This window comes from Streptococcus infantis (assembly GCF_021497965.1).
Classification (GTDB): domain Bacteria; phylum Bacillota; class Bacilli; order Lactobacillales; family Streptococcaceae; genus Streptococcus; species Streptococcus infantis_B.
Genome location: NZ_CP046525.1, coordinates 713,975 through 732,421 on the forward strand (window position 1 = coordinate 713,975; position 18,447 = coordinate 732,421).

Annotated in this window: 19 protein-coding genes; 14 read left to right on the forward strand and 5 right to left on the reverse strand. The window is 38.9% G+C overall.

Features of this window, described 5'->3' with window-relative positions; all coding sequences use genetic code 11:
• Positions 1 to 93: 93 nt before the first annotated feature.
• Positions 94 to 2,130, forward strand: a complete 2,037-nt coding sequence (gene glyS / locus GOM46_RS03540; RefSeq protein WP_235084061.1) for a glycine--tRNA ligase subunit beta — start codon at positions 94 to 96, stop codon at positions 2,128 to 2,130.
• 27 nt (positions 2,131 to 2,157) lie between these two features.
• Positions 2,158 to 2,415: a DUF896 family protein gene (locus GOM46_RS03545; protein WP_235084062.1), complete on the forward strand. Its 258-nt coding sequence runs from the start codon at positions 2,158 to 2,160 to the stop codon at positions 2,413 to 2,415.
• Between the two features lie 91 nt (positions 2,416 to 2,506).
• Here GOM46_RS03545 and GOM46_RS03550 read toward each other — a convergent pair whose 3' ends face one another.
• The 3 genes from GOM46_RS03550 to GOM46_RS03560 are packed head-to-tail and all read right to left on the reverse strand — an operon-like array spanning position 2,507 to position 5,289.
• Positions 2,507 to 3,742: an NAD(P)H-dependent oxidoreductase gene (locus GOM46_RS03550; protein WP_235084063.1), complete on the reverse strand. Its 1,236-nt coding sequence runs from the start codon at positions 3,740 to 3,742 to the stop codon at positions 2,507 to 2,509.
• A 17-nt stretch (positions 3,743 to 3,759) separates the two neighbouring features.
• On the reverse strand, positions 3,760 to 4,365 hold the full coding sequence (locus GOM46_RS03555) for an NADPH-dependent FMN reductase (protein WP_006150642.1): 606 nt from the start codon (positions 4,363 to 4,365) through the stop codon (positions 3,760 to 3,762).
• Between the two features lie 33 nt (positions 4,366 to 4,398).
• Entirely contained in the window at positions 4,399 to 5,289 is an 891-nt protein-coding gene (locus tag GOM46_RS03560) for an FAD:protein FMN transferase (protein ID WP_321159629.1), read from the reverse strand.
• 344 nt (positions 5,290 to 5,633) lie between these two features.
• Here GOM46_RS03560 and nox point away from each other — a divergent pair, with 344 nt between their 5' ends.
• A complete protein-coding gene (nox, locus tag GOM46_RS03565) occupies positions 5,634 to 7,013 on the forward strand; it encodes a H2O-forming NADH oxidase (protein WP_235084065.1) in 1,380 nt (459 codons plus the stop codon).
• Positions 7,014 to 7,113: 100 nt separating this feature from the next.
• On the opposite strand, the gene GOM46_RS03570 is transcribed toward nox, so the two are convergent.
• Both GOM46_RS03570 and GOM46_RS03575 read right to left on the reverse strand, forming a co-directional pair.
• Positions 7,114 to 7,962, reverse strand: coding sequence for a YitT family protein (locus GOM46_RS03570; protein ID WP_235084066.1), 849 nt, complete (start codon positions 7,960 to 7,962; stop codon positions 7,114 to 7,116).
• Positions 7,963 to 8,018: 56 nt separating this feature from the next.
• Positions 8,019 to 9,671: an NFACT family protein gene (locus tag GOM46_RS03575; RefSeq protein WP_235084067.1), complete on the reverse strand. Its 1,653-nt coding sequence runs from the start codon at positions 9,669 to 9,671 to the stop codon at positions 8,019 to 8,021.
• 104 nt (positions 9,672 to 9,775) lie between these two features.
• On the opposite strand from GOM46_RS03575, the gene ybeY reads away from it, so the two are divergent.
• The 11 genes from ybeY (at position 9,776) to tehB (ending at position 18,394) form a co-directional block, all read left to right on the forward strand.
• A complete protein-coding gene (gene ybeY / locus GOM46_RS03580) occupies positions 9,776 to 10,273 on the forward strand; it encodes an rRNA maturation RNase YbeY (RefSeq protein WP_235084068.1) in 498 nt (165 codons plus the stop codon).
• Entirely contained in the window at positions 10,254 to 10,649 is a 396-nt protein-coding gene (locus GOM46_RS03585; protein ID WP_004252647.1) for a diacylglycerol kinase family protein, read from the forward strand. The genes ybeY and GOM46_RS03585 overlap by 20 nt, the downstream gene beginning before the upstream one ends.
• A 17-nt stretch (positions 10,650 to 10,666) precedes the next feature.
• The gene (gene era / locus GOM46_RS03590) at positions 10,667 to 11,566 is read left to right on the forward strand and encodes a GTPase Era (protein WP_006150601.1); all 900 of its coding nucleotides are present in this window, start codon (positions 10,667 to 10,669) and stop codon (positions 11,564 to 11,566) included.
• 48 nt (positions 11,567 to 11,614) lie between these two features.
• Entirely contained in the window at positions 11,615 to 12,439 is an 825-nt protein-coding gene (gene mutM, locus GOM46_RS03595) for a DNA-formamidopyrimidine glycosylase (protein ID WP_235084069.1), read from the forward strand.
• The gene (coaE, locus tag GOM46_RS03600) at positions 12,439 to 13,044 is read left to right on the forward strand and encodes a dephospho-CoA kinase (protein ID WP_235084070.1); all 606 of its coding nucleotides are present in this window, start codon (positions 12,439 to 12,441) and stop codon (positions 13,042 to 13,044) included. Before mutM ends, coaE begins: the two co-directional genes overlap by 1 nt.
• Positions 13,031 to 14,230: a multidrug efflux MFS transporter gene (locus GOM46_RS03605; RefSeq protein WP_235084071.1), complete on the forward strand. Its 1,200-nt coding sequence runs from the start codon at positions 13,031 to 13,033 to the stop codon at positions 14,228 to 14,230. The genes coaE and GOM46_RS03605 overlap by 14 nt, the downstream gene beginning before the upstream one ends.
• Positions 14,230 to 14,379 carry a 50S ribosomal protein L33 gene (gene rpmG, locus GOM46_RS03610; RefSeq protein ID WP_001809104.1) on the forward strand — a complete coding sequence of 50 codons (150 nt, stop codon included), beginning with the start codon at positions 14,230 to 14,232 and terminating at the stop codon, positions 14,377 to 14,379. Before GOM46_RS03605 ends, rpmG begins: the two co-directional genes overlap by 1 nt.
• A gap of 39 nt (positions 14,380 to 14,418) precedes the next feature.
• Positions 14,419 to 14,652: a preprotein translocase subunit SecG gene (secG, locus tag GOM46_RS03615; RefSeq protein WP_000282517.1), complete on the forward strand. Its 234-nt coding sequence runs from the start codon at positions 14,419 to 14,421 to the stop codon at positions 14,650 to 14,652.
• 94 nt (positions 14,653 to 14,746) lie between these two features.
• Positions 14,747 to 17,089, forward strand: coding sequence for a ribonuclease R (gene rnr / locus GOM46_RS03620; RefSeq protein ID WP_235084072.1), 2,343 nt, complete (start codon positions 14,747 to 14,749; stop codon positions 17,087 to 17,089).
• Entirely contained in the window at positions 17,052 to 17,519 is a 468-nt protein-coding gene (gene smpB / locus GOM46_RS03625; protein WP_235084073.1) for an SsrA-binding protein SmpB, read from the forward strand. Before rnr ends, smpB begins: the two co-directional genes overlap by 38 nt.
• Positions 17,520 to 17,533: 14 nt before the next feature.
• Positions 17,534 to 18,394 carry an SAM-dependent methyltransferase TehB gene (tehB, locus tag GOM46_RS03630; protein ID WP_235084074.1) on the forward strand — a complete coding sequence of 287 codons (861 nt, stop codon included), beginning with the start codon at positions 17,534 to 17,536 and terminating at the stop codon, positions 18,392 to 18,394.
• The last annotated feature ends 53 nt before the right edge of the window (positions 18,395 to 18,447 follow it).

An 18,447-nucleotide genomic window follows, 5' to 3' on the forward strand; every position in this document is an offset into this window, starting at 1 on the left:
TCCAATTTTAGCAATGAAACGACGAAGTCGGTTGCTTGCGTGCCAATCACATAAGGCAAACTGGAAAAAAAGATATTTTTCGGAGAAAAAAACATGACAAAAAACTTATTAGTAGAACTAGGACTCGAAGAGTTACCAGCCTACGTTGTCACACCAAGTGAAAAACAACTAGGTGAAAAAATGGCAGCTTTCTTAGATGAAAATCGTCTTTCATACGAAGGAATTCAAACTTTCTCAACACCACGTCGTTTGGCTGTTCGTGTACTTGGTTTAGCAGACCAACAAACAGATTTGACTGAAGATTTTAAAGGACCTTCTAAGAAAATCGCTTTGGATGCAGAAGGGAACTTTTCTAAAGCAGCTCAAGGATTCGTCCGTGGAAAAGGCTTGACAGTTGATGATATTGAATTCCGTGAAATTAAAGGTGAAGAATATGTCTATGTAACCAAGCATGAAGCTGGAAAACCTGCTGAAGAAGTGTTGACAGGAATTCCAGAAGTATTGGCTAGCCTTAGCTTCCCAGTAGGTATGCACTGGGCAAATAATACCTTTGAATACATTCGTCCGGTCCATACTTTGATAGTCCTTTTGGATGATGAAGCTCTTGATATGGACTTTCTAGATATTCATTCGAGACGAATTAGCCGTGGACATCGTTTCCTTGGACATGAAGTGGAAATTCGTCATGCTGATAGTTACGAAGAAGATTTGCGTAAAGTTTATGTCATTGCTGATAGCATTGAACGCGAAAATATGATTCGGGAACAAATCAAGGCTATTGAAGTAGAACAAGGTGTTCAAGTTCAGGTTGATGAAGGTCTTTTAAATGAAGTTTTGAATCTGGTTGAATATCCAACTGCTTTTATTGGTAATTTTGACCCTAAATACCTAGAGGTTCCAGAAGAAGTTTTGGTTACTTCAATGGAAACTCATCAACGCTACTTTGTTGTCCGTGACCTTGAAGGGAATCTTAGACCAAACTTCATCTCAGTTCGTAATGGGAATGCTGAGCACTTAGAAAATGTTGTTCGAGGAAATGAGAAAGTCTTGGTGGCTCGTTTAGAAGATGGAGAATTCTTCTGGCGTGAAGACCAAAAATTGAAGATTGAAGATCTTGTAGCTAAATTATCTTATGTAACTTTCCATGAAAAGATTGGTTCATTACGTGAACACATGATCCGTACCGGGCAAATTGCTATTCTATTAGCAGAGAAAGCTGGCTTATCAGTAGATGAAACTGTTGATCTTGCACGTGCTGCAGCTATTTATAAGTTTGATCTCTTGACTGGTATGGTAGGTGAATTTGATGAGCTTCAAGGAATCATGGGTGAGAAGTATGCTCTGCTTGCTGGTGAAAATCCTACAGTTGCTCAAGCCATTCGCGAGCACTATCTTCCAGATTCAGCTGACGGAGCCCTTCCTGAGTCTAAAGTTGGTGCTATCCTTGCACTAGCTGATAAATTAGATACTCTCTTATCTTTCTTCTCGGTTGGCTTGATTCCATCAGGCTCAAACGACCCATATGCTCTTCGACGTGCAACACAAGGAATTGTTCGAATCTTGGAAGACTTTGGTTGGAAGATTCCAATGGACGAATTGATTGCGAGCCTTTATGCCTTATCATTTGAAAGTCTAACTTATGATAATCAAGAAGAAGTGCTTAACTTCATTAAAGCTCGTGTTGATAAGATGATGGGTTCTACTGCAAAAGATATCAAAGAAGCTGTTCTCGCAAGTTCGAATTTTGTTGTTTCTGATATGATTGAAGCTGCAGAAGCTTTAAGCGAAGCTGCAAATACTGAAGATTACAAATCATCAGTTGAGTCTCTATCTCGTGCCTTTAATTTAGCTGAAAAAGCAAATGGTTTGGTTAAAGTCGATGCAAGTCTTTTTGAAAATGAACAAGAAAAAGAACTTGCTCAAGCAGTAGAAAGTCTTGAATTGCAAGGTTCAGCTAGTGATAAATTAACGCAACTATTTGCTCTTAGTCCTGTAATTGATGCTTTCTTTGATAATACAATGGTTATGGCAGATGATGTTGATGTGAAGAATAACCGTTTAGCTATCCTTGCTGAACTTGTAAATAAAGCAAAAACAGTGGCTGCTTTCAATCTTCTCAATACAAAATAAAATTAAAAAATAATTGGAGGTTCTAATATGACACCAGAAAAAATTGCTCGTATTAATGAGCTTGCTAAAAAGAAAAAAACAGAAGGGTTGACTGCTGAAGAAAAAGTAGAACAAGCCCAACTTCGTGAAGAATACATTGAGGGATATCGTCGAGCAGTTCGTCACCACGTTGAAGGAATTAAAATCGTGGATGAGGAAGGAAACGACGTGACACCTGAAAAGCTTCGTCAAGTGCAACGCGAAAAAGGTTTACACGGTCGAAGTCTAGATGATCCAAATTCCTAAGTTAAATAAAACAAAACTCGGCTAGCATACACTAACCGAGTTTTGTTGTCTCTTAAAAAAGGAACCTAAAATGGTTCCTTTATCAGTAGTTTTAGTTGCTTGCTCCAGAAGTAGCATCAGCAGCTCCATGGCCACCATCGGCTGAGTCAGAAGCTCCAGAAGTAGCATCTGCATCACCATGACCTCCAGCAGGAGCAAAAGGTCCGCTACCACCTACCAAACGTTGGCCAGTTTCTTTCAAGTACCAGTCAAGCCATGGTTGGAAGTTAAAGACAATTTCATTGATACCAGCATATGATCCATCAGGATAGTACATAGCTTGGTAGTTGTGTGTATTGATAACACCTGCAGGTGAACCAGGAACAATTGTACGTACGTATTCTTGGTTGCCATTGCGAAGCGTACCGATAACCCACTCAACGTTTTTCATACGTGCTGGAGGGAGTGAACCATGAATAGTAGACATACGACCGCCTGATTGGGAAGGAACTCGCTTCGCAAACATAGTATTAGGGTCTTGGTGGGCATTGTTATAGTAGAGGAATTGATTGTTATCATCAGCATATGTCAATTCAAAAGGCATAGCTTTTAAGAACATATCAATCTGGTTAACAGTCAAGATACCATGGTCAAGTTTAACATATGTATCGCCTGAAACAGCACCAGTGATTTCTGCAACTTTTTCTACCCAGTTTGGATCGTCTGGATCAACTTCTGTAATAGTTGTAGCGATTGGTTTGCCACAATCCAAGTCTTCTGGTTCAATTGGTTTTGGTTTTTTCAATTTAGAAACGACTCCTACGTATTTGACAAAGTTATCTAAGCAAGTTTCAAGGAATTTAACTGTTCCTTCATTAATAATGTTTCCATTTGCATCAAAAGCTTCTTTAGCTTTTCCGAGAAGGAATTCATTACCTGGCAATGTGTAGGCATTCACTCCTGGTGCATCAAGAATTTTACGAAGGTGAACTTGAGCACGTGAAGTACCTTGGTCATAGTATGATGCACCCACAATCATAACTGGTTTGTTTTCAAATGGATGAACTTCAAATGAAAGCCATTCAAGTACAGACTTAAGTGAAGCAGAAATAGTGTGGTTGTGTTCAGGAGTTGCAATGATTACACCATCGGCACGAGTAATTTTGTTGTAAAGAAGGCGCAACTGGAAGCTGTCATCCCATTTTTCGTCTTGGTTAAACATTGGAACTTCATCGATTTCCAAAACTTCTAGTTCAAATTTAAATTTAAACTGACGGCGGATGAATTCCAAGAGTTTGCGGTTATATGATTGATCATAGTTTGATCCAACAAGTCCAACAAATTTCATTCTTTCGATCTCCTATCTTACAATTTTTCCCAGTCAAAGTCTTCAGCATCTTTGCGAAGAAGTTCTTGAGCGTTACGCAATTTTTCAGTAACTTTAACAAAGATACGGAAGTCATCAAAGATGGCATCCAATTTCTTGATAACATCAAGATCTACCAAGTCACCATTCTGATCAAATGCTTGAAGAGAATGAGAAAGCAAGAATTCATCTGGGAGAACATTTGCTTTGATTTCAGGAGCATTTAGAATTTGACGAAGTTGCAATTGAGCACGTGATGAACCGAGTGTACCATATGAAGCACCTGTAATCATAACAGGTTTGTTCAAAAGTGGGAATACACCATATGAAATCCAAGCAAGAGCGCTCATAAGAACAGCTGGGATTGAGTGATCGTATTCAGGTGTACCGATAATAACTCCATCAGCAGCTTCGATTTTAGCAGCGATTTCCGTAGCTTCAGCTGGGATTTGTTTGTCAGCTGGTTTGTTAAATACAGGTAGATCTTTAATTTCTACCAATTCGATTTCTGCTTTGTCAGCAAAGTGTTTCTGCATATATTGAAGCAGTTGGCGGTTTGTGGAACGTTTTGAGTTTGTTCCTACAATAGCAATAAGTTTAAGCATGGGCTTTCCTTTCTCTTTTGCATTATTAATTAATTACCGTTGGATACCAGATGAACAAGCGACATGCCCATCTTTGTCAATGAGGATGGCTTCGATACCATCAATATTTTCGACTTGCCACATTATAGAGGCGCTTCGCTCTCCGAATAAACGAGTGGTCCATATCTCACCGTCGACTGAACGGTCAGATACAATCGTTAAACTGGCTAAATCCGTTTCAATGGGATAACCTGTCTCACTATCAAAAATGTGATGATAATCCTTGCCATTGATTTCAAGATGCCGTTCATAAATCCCAGATGTAACAACTGATTTTCCAGTAATAGATAAGGTCATCAGGTGATTACCTCGTGGATTATTTGGATCTTGAATGCCGATTTGCCATGGACGTCCATTTTTTGATTGATTGTTCCCAATTGTGAGGATGTTTCCTCCAAGATTGATTAGAGCAGAAGTGATGCCATTTTCTTTTAAGAAAGCTGCAACCTTATCTGCACTATAGCCCTTCGCTAAACATCCTAAGTCAATTTTCATTCCCTTTTTTTCTAGGAAAACTGTGGAATGTATTGGATCGAGTTTGATATAACTGGGGTTTATCAATGGTAGAACAGAAGTTATCTCTTCAGGACTAGCAACCTTTGCGTCGGAAAAACCAATACGCCAGGTTTGAACCAAAGGCCCGATACTAATATTGAGATGACTTTTAGGTGCCAGACTGTGTTCCAAACCTAATGAAATCAGTTCAAACAAATCAGGGTGGACTTTAACTGGGGCAATACCTGCCTGATAGTTAATTTCCATTAATTCAGATTCAGCACTATTGGCATTGAACCGAAATTCAAGCTCTTTAAGCAAATCAAAAGCTTGTCTGAGCAGACAATCAGCCCGATCATGTACTAAGGAAATGGAAATTGTAGTTCCCATTAGTCGTTCAGAAGATGAACAGAAAGGCAAAAAACTAACTCCTTTCAAGTCAATTGGAAATAGTTGTAAATCCTGTCATGAAAGTAACTTTGAGATTTATATTTTATTCCCGTATAAATAGAATATCATAAAGTCAGCGTTTTCACAATTTATTTTTTAAAAAAGTCAAGAAAAATGCTTAAAAACATAATTATGAAAAATAATACTCTTGATAAGTTTTTTTTATAATAAATTAATATTTAATTCTAGTCAAAATTAAGTAATTTCAAACAAAAAAACTTGTAAACGCTAACAGAAAATGTTATAATATTAAGGAAAAAATAATTAAAGGTAGGATTTATCTTATGAGTAAAATCGTAGTTGTGGGTGCTAACCACGCTGGAACTGCATGTATCAACACTATGTTGGACAACTTTGGAAACGAAAACGAAATCGTTGTATTTGATCAAAACTCAAATATCTCATTCCTTGGATGTGGAATGGCACTTTGGATTGGTGAACAAATCGACGGTGCTGAAGGCTTGTTCTACTCTGATAAAGAAAAGCTTGAAGCTAAAGGTGCGAAAGTTTACATGAACTCACCTGTACTTTCAATCGACTACGATAACAAAGTTGTTACTGCAGAAGTTGAAGGAAAAGAACACAAAGAATCATACGATAAGTTGATCTTCGCTACTGGTTCTACACCAATTTTGCCTCCAATTGAAGGTGTTGAAATTGTTAAAGGAAACCGTGAATTCAAGACTACTCTTGAAAACGTACAATTTGTTAAGTTGTACCAAAATGCTGAAGAAGTTATCAACAAACTTGCTGATAAGAGCAAACACCTTGAGCGTATCGCTGTAGTTGGTGGTGGATACATCGGTGTTGAACTTGCTGAAGCTTTCGAACGTCTTGGAAAAGAAGTTGTGCTTGTTGATATCGTTGACACAGTATTGAACGGATACTATGACAAAGACTTCACACAAATGATGGCTAAAAACTTGGAAGACCACAACATCCGTTTGGCACTTGGTCAAACTGTTAAAGCTATCGAAGGTAACGGTAAAGTTGAACGCTTGGTAACTGACAAAGAAACATTTGACGTTGATATGGTTGTTCTTGCAGTTGGTTTCCGTCCAAACACTGCTCTTGCTGACGGTAAGATCGAACTCTTCCGTAACGGTGCTTTCCTTGTTGACAAGAAACAAGAAACATCAATCCCAGGTGTATACGCTATTGGTGACTGTGCGACTGTTTATGACAACGCTCGTAAAGACACTAGCTACATCGCACTTGCTTCAAACGCTGTTCGTACTGGTATTGTTGGTGCTTACAACGCTTGTGGACATGAACTTGAAGGAATCGGTGTTCAAGGCTCAAATGGTATCTCAATCTATGGTCTCCACATGGTTTCAACTGGTTTGACACTTGAAAAAGCTAAAGCTGCTGGTTACAATGCTACTGAAACTGGATTTAACGACCTTCAAAAACCAGAATTTATGAAACATGACAACCATGAAGTAGCTATCAAGATTGTCTTTGATAAAGACAGCCGTGAAATTCTTGGTGCTCAAATGGTATCTCGCGATTCATCAATCGGTATGGCTATCCACATGTTCTCACTTGCTATCCAAGAACATGTTACAATTGATAAATTGGCATTGACTGATCTATTCTTCTTGCCACACTTCAACAAACCATACAACTACATCACAATGGCAGCATTGTCAGCTGAAAAATAATATCTATTAAAACAGAAGAGCATGCTCTTCTGTTTTTTTGTATATTGAAATAAAAAAGCAATCCTATGATTAGGTTGCTTTTCTGTTTTAAATTGCTAGTTTACCTTGGGTCAAATGTAAATCCTTCCCCTAGGATTTCATGGGCTTCAGTAATAGTGATAAAGGCCATAGGATCTACAGAATGAATCATTTCTTTCATCTTAACCATTTCATTTCTAGCTACAATACAGTAGACAATCTTTAAATCGTTTTTACTGTAGTAACCTTGACCGGAGATAAAAGTAACACCACGACCAAGTTCTTCATTGATTTTATCAGCTAACTCTATTGGTTTTTGAGTGATAATCATAAAGCCTTTTCCAGCATAGCCTCCTTCGCCAATTAAGTCAATGACTCTTGAGATAATAAAGTCAAACAAAAGAGTGTAGGTTACGAGACGTAGGTCTTGGAATATGATTAATATCAGCATAAGAATTAGAAAATCAAGACCAAAAAGTAATTTGCCGATCGAAATATGGGTGTATTTGTTAAGAATACGCGCGACAATATCAGTTCCACCAGTTGTCCCGCCTGCGTTGAAAATGACACCCAGACCAACTCCTAGGAGGACACCAGCTACTAAAGCTACAACAACCAGATCTCCTTCAAGGTTAAACTGGAGAGGAACCTTCTCAAAGATAGCCAACCAGACAGATACAGAGAGTGTTCCAAGAAGACTAGAGTAGAGTGATCTTATTCCAAATATTTTCCAAGCTAGTAGGAAGAGAGGGATATTAATCAAGATATTCATTAGCGAAATAGGGATTTTAAAAAGATAGTAAGTTATCAAGGTTATCCCCGTAGCTCCACCTTCAAATAAGTGATTTGGAACAACAAAATAGGTAAGTCCGAAGGCGAAGATAGCAGCTCCGAATATAATAGTTACAGTTGATTTAATATGCCGTAGCATTGAGCTCCCCTCCTTTATATAAAAGTGTAGTAAGAGTTTCACTACAAATTTTTATTTTATAATTTCATGGATTGAATTTTTTCAGAATCAGGTGTCACACGTAGCGTCTTTTGACCTGTATAAGTCACGAATCCTGGTTTTCCGCCAGTTGGTTTATTAAGCTTTTTAACCTCAATCATGTCAACTTGAACGAGATTTGAAAGGCGTCCTTTGGAGAAGTAGGCGGCAAGTTCTGCAGCATCCGTCTTGACTTCGTCAGAAGGATTCAGATTTCCTGAGATGACAACGTGGCTTCCAGGAATATCTTTAGCATGGAACCAAAGTTCCTCTTTTCGTGCTATTTTAAAGGTTAATTCTTCGTTCTGCAGGTTATTTCGCCCAACGAGGATAATGGTTTTACCATCACTAGCTAGATACTTCTCAGGTTTTTTACGCTTCTGGATTTTCTCCCGTTGGCGTCTTCTGATAAAGCCTGTTTGAATTAATTCTTCACGAATTTCAGCTATTTCATCTAGACCAGCCTGGTTTAGAACCGTCTCTACGCTTTCCAGATAAAGTATAGTAGCCTTGGTTTCCTCTATCAACTCTGTCAGATATTTAACAGCCTCTTTTAACTTCTGATATCGTTTGAAGTATTTTTGCGCATTCTGATTAGGTGTCAATGCTTTATCAAGAGCGATAGTGATGGGCTGATTGGTGTAGTAGTTGTCTAAGATAACTTGGTCTTTGTCATTAGGGACTTGATGAAGGAAGGTTGTTAGCAACTCCCCTTTTTGTCTGAATTCTTCAGCGTTTTCGGTAGCTTGAAGTTCTTTTTCTTGTTTATTAAGCTTTTGGCGATTCTTTTGTAGTTCATTTTCGACACGACGAATGAGTTCGCTAGCTTGTTGTTTGACCCGGTCACGCTCAGCCTTATCTTTGTAAAAGGTATCAAGTAATTGAGAAAGGCTTGAGAAATGATCATCAATGGTATTAGAAAAAGGGACACAAGAAAAAGACTTATCCGTTAAGCAAGGTTTAGTTTCTTGTTTAAAAAAGTTACGGAAATTGGAGAGTTTATCACTGACCAATAATGTTTCCAATTCGTTTGCCGTATCACGACCTAATCCTTGAAAGAGAGTCTGAAGATTTTTGGCCTTCAGTTCCAGTGTTTGTAGTATTTCAAAGAGTTTTTCATCCTTGATGGTAAAGGGGTTTCGAGCATCTGTGCTTGGAGGAGTTATATAAGTAGCACCGGGCAGGAGAGTACGGTAACTATTTTGAGAAAAACCGATATGCTTAATAACTTCAAGGATTTTGTGATTACTCTTATCGACAAGGAGAATATTACTATGTTTTCCCATAATTTCAATAATAAGTGTGGCCTGAATATTGTCACCAATCTCATTCTTGTTAGAAACTGTGATTTCAACAATTCGGTCGTTTTCAATCTGCTCGATAGACTCGATTACAGCACCTTGCAAATACTTTCTTAAGACCATGATAAAGGTAGAAGGTTGAGCAGGGTTTTCAAAAGTCGTTTCTGTTAACTGGATGCGTCCAAAAACTGGATGCGCAGAAAGGAGCAGACGATGACTTTGGCGATTGCTACGGATTTGTAGAACCAATTCTTGTTCAAAGGGTTGATTAATCTTTTGAATGCGACCGTTTAGTAGTTTAGCTCGCAATTCCTCAACCATGTGGTGTAAAAAAAATCCATCAAATGACATGGTTCTCTCCTTATGAATGTATTCCATAGTATTATATCAAAAAGGTAGAATAAAATCATAGAAATATGATATAATAAAGCCAAGTAAAGAGAATCGAGAAGCACATGTATATTGAAATGGTAGATGAAACTGGTCAGGTTTCTAAAGAAATTTTAAAGCAAACGCAAGAAATTTTGGAATTTGCTGCGAAAACGATTGGAAAAGAAGACAAGGAGATGGCAGTCACCTTTGTGACCAATGAGCGCAGTCATGAACTTAATTTAGAGTTCCGCGATACGGACCGTCCAACAGATGTCATTAGTCTTGAGTATAAGCCAGAATTAGAAATTGCTTTTGATGAGGAAGATTTGGAAGAGGATCCGGATTTAGCGGAAATGATGTCAGAATTTGATGCTTATATCGGTGAACTGTTCATTTCAATAGACAAGGCAAAGGAGCAGGCTGAGGAGTATGGCCATAGTTTCGAACGAGAAATGGGCTTCCTAGCTGTTCATGGATTTTTACATATTAACGGTTACGATCACTACACTCCGGAAGAAGAAGCGGAGATGTTCGGTTTACAAGAAGAAATTTTGACAGCCTATGGACTCACAAGACAATAAACGAAAATGGAAGAATCGCGACTTGCTTTCAAGTTTAGATTTTGCCCTGACAGGTATTTTTACTGCCATAAAAGAAGAGCGTAATATGAGAAAGCATGCGGTGACTTCTCTCTTAGTTCTACTTGCAGGCATTGTTTTTCAAGTTTCCAGAATTGAATGGCTCTTTCTCCTATTAAGCATTTTTTTAGTAATTGCTTTTGAGATTTTGAATTCTGCTATTGAAAATGTAGTGGATTTGGCTAGCCATTATCACTTCGATATGCTTGCAAAGAAGGCTAAAGACATGGCTGCAGGTGCGGTACTTGTAGTGTCTTTATTTGCTGCGGTGACTGGACTCATTATTTTCATCCCTAGAATTTGGGATTTGCTATTTTAAACATTATAGAGGTAACTATGACATTTAAATCAGGCTTTGTAGCCATTTTAGGACGTCCTAATGTTGGGAAGTCAACGTTTTTGAATCATGTCATGGGGCAAAAAATTGCCATCATGAGTGATAAGGCGCAGACAACGCGCAACAAGATTATGGGGATCTACACGACCGATAAGGAACAGATTGTCTTTATCGATACCCCAGGGATTCACAAACCTAAGACAGCTCTTGGAGATTTCATGGTAGAGTCAGCCTATAGCACTCTTCGTGAAGTCGATACAGTTCTTTTTATGGTGCCAGCAGATGAACCACGAGGGAAGGGGGACGATATGATTATCGAACGCCTCAAAGCTGCTAAGGTTCCTGTGATTTTGGTGGTGAATAAAATTGACAAGGTTCACCCTGATCAACTTTTAGCTCAAATCGATGATTTCCGTAATCAGATGGACTTTAAGGAAATTGTGCCAATTTCAGCTCTTCAAGGAAATAATGTTTCTCGTCTAATCGACATTCTCAGTGAAAACCTTGAAGAAGGATTCCAATATTTCCCAGCAGACCAAATTACAGACCATCCAGAACGTTTCTTGGTTTCTGAGATGATTCGTGAAAAAGTGTTACACTTAACTCGTGAAGAAATTCCACATTCAGTTGCAGTGGTGGTAGACTCTATGAAACGAGATGAGGAATCTGATAAAGTTCATATCCGAGCAACCATCATGGTTGAACGCGACAGCCAAAAAGGAATTGTCATCGGTAAAGGTGGTGCCATGCTTAAGAAAATTGGTACCATGGCTCGTAAAGATATCGAACTTATGCTAGGAGATAAGGTTTTCCTAGAAACCTGGGTTAAGGTCAAGAAAAACTGGCGTGATAAAAAGCTGGATTTGGCTGACTTTGGCTATAACAAAAAAGAATATTAAGAAGAGGTGGGCGGTAGCCTGCTTCTTGTTTTTAGTGAAGGAGGAGTTATGCCTGAATTACCTGAGGTCGAAACAGTTCGACGAGGTCTTGAAAAATTGATTCTAGGGAAGAAGATTTCAAACATTGAGATTCGCTATCCTAAGATGATTAAGACGGATTTAAACCAATTTCAGAAAGAGTTACCTGGTCAAGTGATTCAGTCAATGGGACGTCGAGGAAAATATCTACTTTTTAACCTTAGAGATAAAGTTTTGATTTCTCATCTTCGGATGGAAGGGAAGTATTTTTATTATCCAGACCAAGTTCCAGAACGTAAACACGCCCATGTTTTAATTCATTTTGAAGATGGTGGTACTTTGGTGTACGAGGATGTTCGTAAGTTTGGGACTATGGAGTTGCTTGCTCCGGAGCTTTTAGAGGCTTACTTTATTTCTAAGAAATTGGGTCCAGAACCGACTGAGCAAGATTTTGATTTAGGAAGATTTAAACTAGCTTTGAAAAGATCTAAAAAGCCTATTAAATCTCATTTGCTGGACCAGACTCTTGTTGTAGGATTAGGTAATATCTATGTGGATGAAGTACTCTGGAGGGCGAAAGTTCATCCAGCTAGGATTTCTCAAGGTTTAACAGCCCAAGAGGCTAAAAAAGTTCATGACGAAACGATCAATGTTTTAGGTCAGGCTGTTGAAAAGGGTGGTTCAACGATTCGTACCTACACCAATGCTTTTGGTGAGGATGGAACCATGCAAGAATTTCATCAGGTCTATGATAAAACTGGACAAGCTTGTTCACGTTGTGGATCCATCATCGAGAAAATTCAGCTTGGTGGTAGAGGAACCCATTTTTGTCCAGAATGTCAAAGGAGAAAGTGATGGGAAAAATAATCGGAATTACTGGTGGTATTGCATCTGGAAAATCCACTGTCACAAATTTTTTAAGACAAAAAGGGTTTCAAGTAGTGGATGCGGATGCCCATGTCCACCAACTGCAGAAACCTGGAGGTCGACTTTATCAGATGTTAGTTGCGCACTTCGGTGTGAAAATACTTTTAGAAGATGGGGAACTGAATCGTCCCTTACTTGCTAGTCTGATTTTTAATAACTCTGATGAGAGAGAATGGTCTAAACAGACTCAAGGCAAAATCATCCGTGAAGAATTGGGCTCTTTGAGAGACAAGTTAGCTCAAACTGAGGATGTATTTTTCATGGATATTCCATTGCTTTTTGAGCAAGACTATGCTGCTTGGTTTGATGAAACTTGGTTGGTTTATGTATCACCTGATGTTCAATTAAAACGTTTGATGAAAAGAAATCATTTATCAAAAGAATCGGCTGAAGCTCGGTTGGCTTCTCAATGGTCTTTAGAAGAAAAGAAAAAATTGGCTAGTCATATATTAGACAACAATGGCAGTCGTGATCAGCTTCTGAGTCAAGTAGAGACTTTACTTGAAGGAGGCGGTGCTCATGCAAGAGATTAGTTGGAAGGATAATCTTCGTATTGCTTGGTTTGGTTGCTTTTTAACAGGTGCAAGCATTTCTCTCGTTGTTCCTTTTATGCCTATTTTTGTGGAACAGTTAGGAGTTGAAGGGGATCAAGTTGCTTTTTATTCAGGTTTAGCTATATCTGTTTCTGCCATTTCTGCAGCCTTTGTATCACCAATCTGGGGTATCTTAGCAGACAAATATGGGCGAAAACCTATGATGATTCGTGCGGGACTAGCCATGACTATTACCATGGGAGGACTAGCTTTTGTTCCAAATGTTTTCTGGCTCTTGTTTCTACGTTTTCTCAATGGCGTTTTTACAGGTTTCGTACCCAATGCGACAGCTTTGATTGCGAGTCAAGTCCCTAAAGACAAGTCGGGGTATGCCCTAGGGACTTTATCAACTGGCGTTGTTGCTGGAACTTTAACAGGTCCATTTGTTGGTGGTCTTATTGCAGAATTTTTTGGAATTCGGAATGTCTTTTTATTGGTTGGCATTTTCTTGTTTTTAGCTGCTGCCCTAACCATTCTTTTTATTAAAGAAGACTTTCAACCTGTGCCGAAAGAAAAAGCACTCCCGACCAAAGAGCTTTTTACATCTGTTAAGTATCCTTTTCTCTTGATAAATCTATTTCTAACCAGTTTTGTAATTCAGTTTGCTGCCCAATCGATAGGTCCCATCCTTGCTCTTTATGTACGAGATCTTGGGCAGAAAGAGAATCTCCTCTTCGTCTCTGGTTTGATTGTATCTAGCATGGGATTTTCAAGTATGATGAGTGCAGGAGTCATGGGGAAATTAGGTGATAAAGTAGGGAATCATCGACTACTTGTTGTGGCTCAGGTATATTCAGTTTTCATATATCTATTATGCGCAAATGCAACAAGTCCATTTCAATTAGGATTCTATCGTTTTCTATTCGGGCTAGGTACAGGCGCTCTGATACCGGGTGTTAATGCACTCCTCAGTAAAATAACTCCCAAAGCAGGCATTTCAAGAGTATTTGCCTTTAATCAAGTCTTCTTTTATCTAGGGGGTGTGATAGGTCCCTTGGCAGGATCAGCAGTAGCTGGCCAATTTGGCAACCACTCTGTATTTTATGCAACAGCTCTTTGTGTAGCTCTGAGTTGTACATTTAATCTTATCCAATTTAGAACATTATTAAAAGTGAAGGAAATCTAGTGCGCGTAAAAATAAATTTAAAATGCTCCTCTTGTGGTAGCATCAATTATCTAACCAGTAAAAACTCAAAAACACATCCAGATAAGATTGAAGTCTTAAAGTATTGTCCCAAAGAAAGAAAAGTGACTCTACATCTTGAATCTAAGTAGAAATTATGGTAAAATAATAGGGATTTTAAGGAGTTTGATATGTATAACCTATTATTAACCATTCTATTAGTATTATCTGTTGTGATTGTGATTGCAATTTTTATGCAACCAACTAAAAACCAATCTAGCAATGTATTTGACGCCAGCTCAGGTGATTTGTTTGAACGTAGCAAAGCGCGTGGTTTTGAAGCCGTAATGCAACGTTTGACAGGAATCTTAGTCTTTTTCTGGCTAGCCATTGCCTTAGCATTGACGGTATTATCAAGTAGATAAGAAAATAATGGGCGAGACTAGGTCTTAGCCTATTTTTATTTTGAAAGAAATAAGGTTTTACACAAAAAATAGTATACAAATCTAGAAAGAAAACATGAAAGATAAAATAAAAGAATATTTAGAAGAGAAGGGAAGAGTTACGGTAAATAATCTAGCTCAAGCTCTGGGAAAGGAGAGCTCTAAGGATTTTAGTGAGCTCATCAAAACTTTGTCTCTGATGGAAAGAAAGCACCAGATTCGCTTTGAAGAAGATGGTAGTCTCAGTTTAAGCAAAAAGAAGAAGCATGAAATTACCCTTAAAGGGACTTTTCATGCTCATAAAAACGGATTTGGTTTTGTCAGTTTAGAAGGTGAAGAAGACGATCTTTTTGTTGGGAAAAATGATGTTAACTATGCTATTGATGGGGATACTGTAGAGGTTGTTATTAAGAAAGTTGCAGATCGCCAAAAAGGAACTGCTGCAGAAGCTAAGATTATCGATATTTTAGAACACAGTTTAACAACAGTTGTTGGCCAAATCATTCTTGATGAGGAAAAACCTAAGTATGCTGGTTATATCCGTTCTAAAAATCAAAAAATTAGCCAACCGATTTACGTAAAGAAACCACCTCTCAAGCTAGAAGGCACAGAAGTTCTCAAGGTTTTTATTGAAAAGTACCCAAGTAAAAAGCATGATTTCTTTGTCGCAAGTGTTCTGGATGTGGTAGGACATTCGACAGATGCTGGAATTGATGTTCTAGAAGTACTAGAGTCCATGGATATCGTCTCAGAGTTTCCAGAGGCTGTTCTTAAGGAAGCAGAGAGCGTTCCAGATGCACCATCTGATGCGGATTTGGAAGGACGTCTAGATCTGAGAGATGAAATTACATTTACCATAGATGGAGCGGATGCTAAGGATTTGGATGATGCAGTTCACATCAAGTCTTTAAAAAATGGTAATTTTGAACTTGGAGTCCACATTGCAGACGTTTCCTATTATGTTACTGAGGGTTCAGCCCTTGATAAGGAAGCCCTTAATCGTGCGACCTCTGTCTATGTAACAGACCGCGTAGTTCCAATGCTTCCAGAACGCCTTTCAAATGGTATTTGTTCCCTCAATCCTCAAGTAGATCGTTTGACCCAATCGGCTATTATGGAAATTGATAAACATGGTCGTGTTCGTAATTACACTATTACGCAAACAGTTATCAAGACAAGTTTTCGTATGACCTATAGTGATGTGAATGACATTCTTGCAGGAGATGAAGAGAAGAGACAAGAGTTCAAGAAAATTGTACCAAGTATCGAACTCATGGCCAAGCTCCATGAAATTCTTGAAGGTATGCGGATTAAGCGTGGGGCTCTAAATTTTGATACCAATGAAGCTAAAATCTTGGTTGACAAGCAAGGGAAACCAGTAGATATTGTGCTTCGTCATCGTGGGACAGCTGAACGTATGATTGAGTCCTTTATGTTGATTGCTAACGAAACAGTTGCTGAGCATTTTAGCAAGCTAGACCTTCCTTTCATCTATCGAATCCATGAGGAGCCAAAAGCAGAAAAAGTTCAGAAGTTTATTGATTACGCTTCTAGTTTTGGCTTGCGAATCTACGGAACTGCCAGTGAAATTAGTCAAGAAGCCCTCCAAGACATCATGCGTGCCGTTGAGGGTGAACCTTACGCGGATGTATTATCCATGATGCTTTTGCGTTCGATGCAACAGGCTCGTTATTCTGAGCATAACCATGGCCACTATGGCTTAGCCGCGGACTATTACACACACTTTACCAGTCCGATTCGCCGTTATCCTGACCTCTTGGTTCACCGTATGATTCGTGACTATGGACGTTCTAAAGAAGTGGCGGAACATTTTGAACAGGTCATTCCAGAGATTGCGACCCAGTCTTCCAACCGTGAGCGTCGGGCTATCGAAGCTGAACGTGAAGTTGAAGCTATGAAAAAAGCCGAATACATGGAAGAGTTTGTGGGTGAAGAGTATGATGCGGTTGTGTCCAGCATCGTCAAATTCGGTCTTTTTGTTGAATTGCCAAATACAGTCGAAGGCTTGATTCATATTACAAATCTGCCTGAGTTTTACCATTTCAATGAACGTGATTTGACTCTTCGTGGAGAGAAATCAGGGACAACCTTCCGTGTGGGACAACAGATTCGTATTCGTGTCGAAAGAGCCGATAAAATGACTGGTGAGATTGATTTTTCTTTTATTCCAAGCGAGTTTGATGTCATTGAGAAAGGTTTAAAACCGTCTGGCCGCAAGGATAGAGGTCGTCGTTCTGATAAGAAAGAAGACATGAAAAAAGTTGGTCGCTCAAGTGATAAACGTAAGCATTCTTCAAAAGACAAGAAAAAAAAGAGTAAGAAACCTTTTTATAAGGAAGTAGCAAAGAAAGGAGCTAAGTATGGCAAAGGGCGTGGGAAAGGTCGTCGCGCAAAATAAAAAAGCGCATCACGACTATACTATCGTAGATACGCTAGAAGCAGGAATGGTTCTAACTGGTACAGAGATCAAGAGTGTTCGAGCAGCTCGTATCAATTTAAAAGACGGATTTGCCCAGGTTAAGAATGGGGAAGTTTGGCTGAGTAATGTCCATATCGCTCCTTATGAAGAGGGCAACATCTGGAACCAGGAGCCAGAACGTCGTCGTAAACTTCTCCTTCATAAAAAACAAATCCAGAAATTGGAGCAAGAAACTAAAGGAACAGGTATGACCTTGGTTCCTCTTAAAGTTTATATCAAAGATGGCTATGCCAAGCTCCTTTTAGGACTTGCAAAAGGGAAACATGACTACGATAAACGGGAGTCTATCAAACGCCGTGAGCAAGATCGTGATATTGCGCGTGTTATGAAAGCTGTTAACCACCGATAGAAAGAGTGAAGAATATGGAAAAACTAGTTGCCTACAAACGCATGCCTGTCTGGAATAAAGACACCATGCCAGAGGCTGTTCAAAGAAAACACAATACTAAGGTCGGAACCTGGGGGAAGATTACCGTATTAAAAGGAGCTCTAAAGTTTATTGAATTGACTGAAGAGGGAGAAGTTATAGCTGAGCACCTCTTTGAAGCAGGTGCTGATAATCCTATGGCACAACCTCAAGCTTGGCACAGAGTGGAAGCTGCCACAGATGATGTGGAGTGGTACTTGGAATTTTATTGCAAACTAGAGGATTATTTCCCAAAGAAATACAATAGCAATCCAGTTCATTCGGAAGTCTTAGAAGCTATGCAGACCGTGAAATCGTGTAAAGCACTAGACCTGGGCTGTGGTCAAGGAAGAAATGCACTCTTTTTAGCTCGGCAAGGATTTGATGTTACAGCAGTGGATCAAAATGAGCTATCCCTTGAAATCTTGCAAAGCATCGTAGAGCAAGAAGATTTAGAAATACCTGTCGGTCTCTATGATATTAATTCAGCAAGCATAGGCCGAACTTACGATTTTATCGTATCGACAGTTGTTCTCATGTTTTTACAAGCAGATCGTATTCCGTCTATCATTCAAAATATGCAAGAACAAACCTCTATCGGTGGCTATAATTTGATTGTTTGTGCTATGGATACAGAAGATTATCCATGTTCTGTTAATTTCCCATTCACCTTTAAAGAGGGGGAGCTGGCAAATTACTACAAGGACTGGGAATTGGTTAAGTACAATGAAAATCCAGGGCATTTACATCGTCGTGACGAAAACGGCAATCGTATTCAACTACGCTTTGCGACCATGTTGGCAAGAAAAGTAAAATAAAAGACTAAGGGAATAGAAAAGGATTTTTCTATTTCCTTTTTTGTTACCCTAAT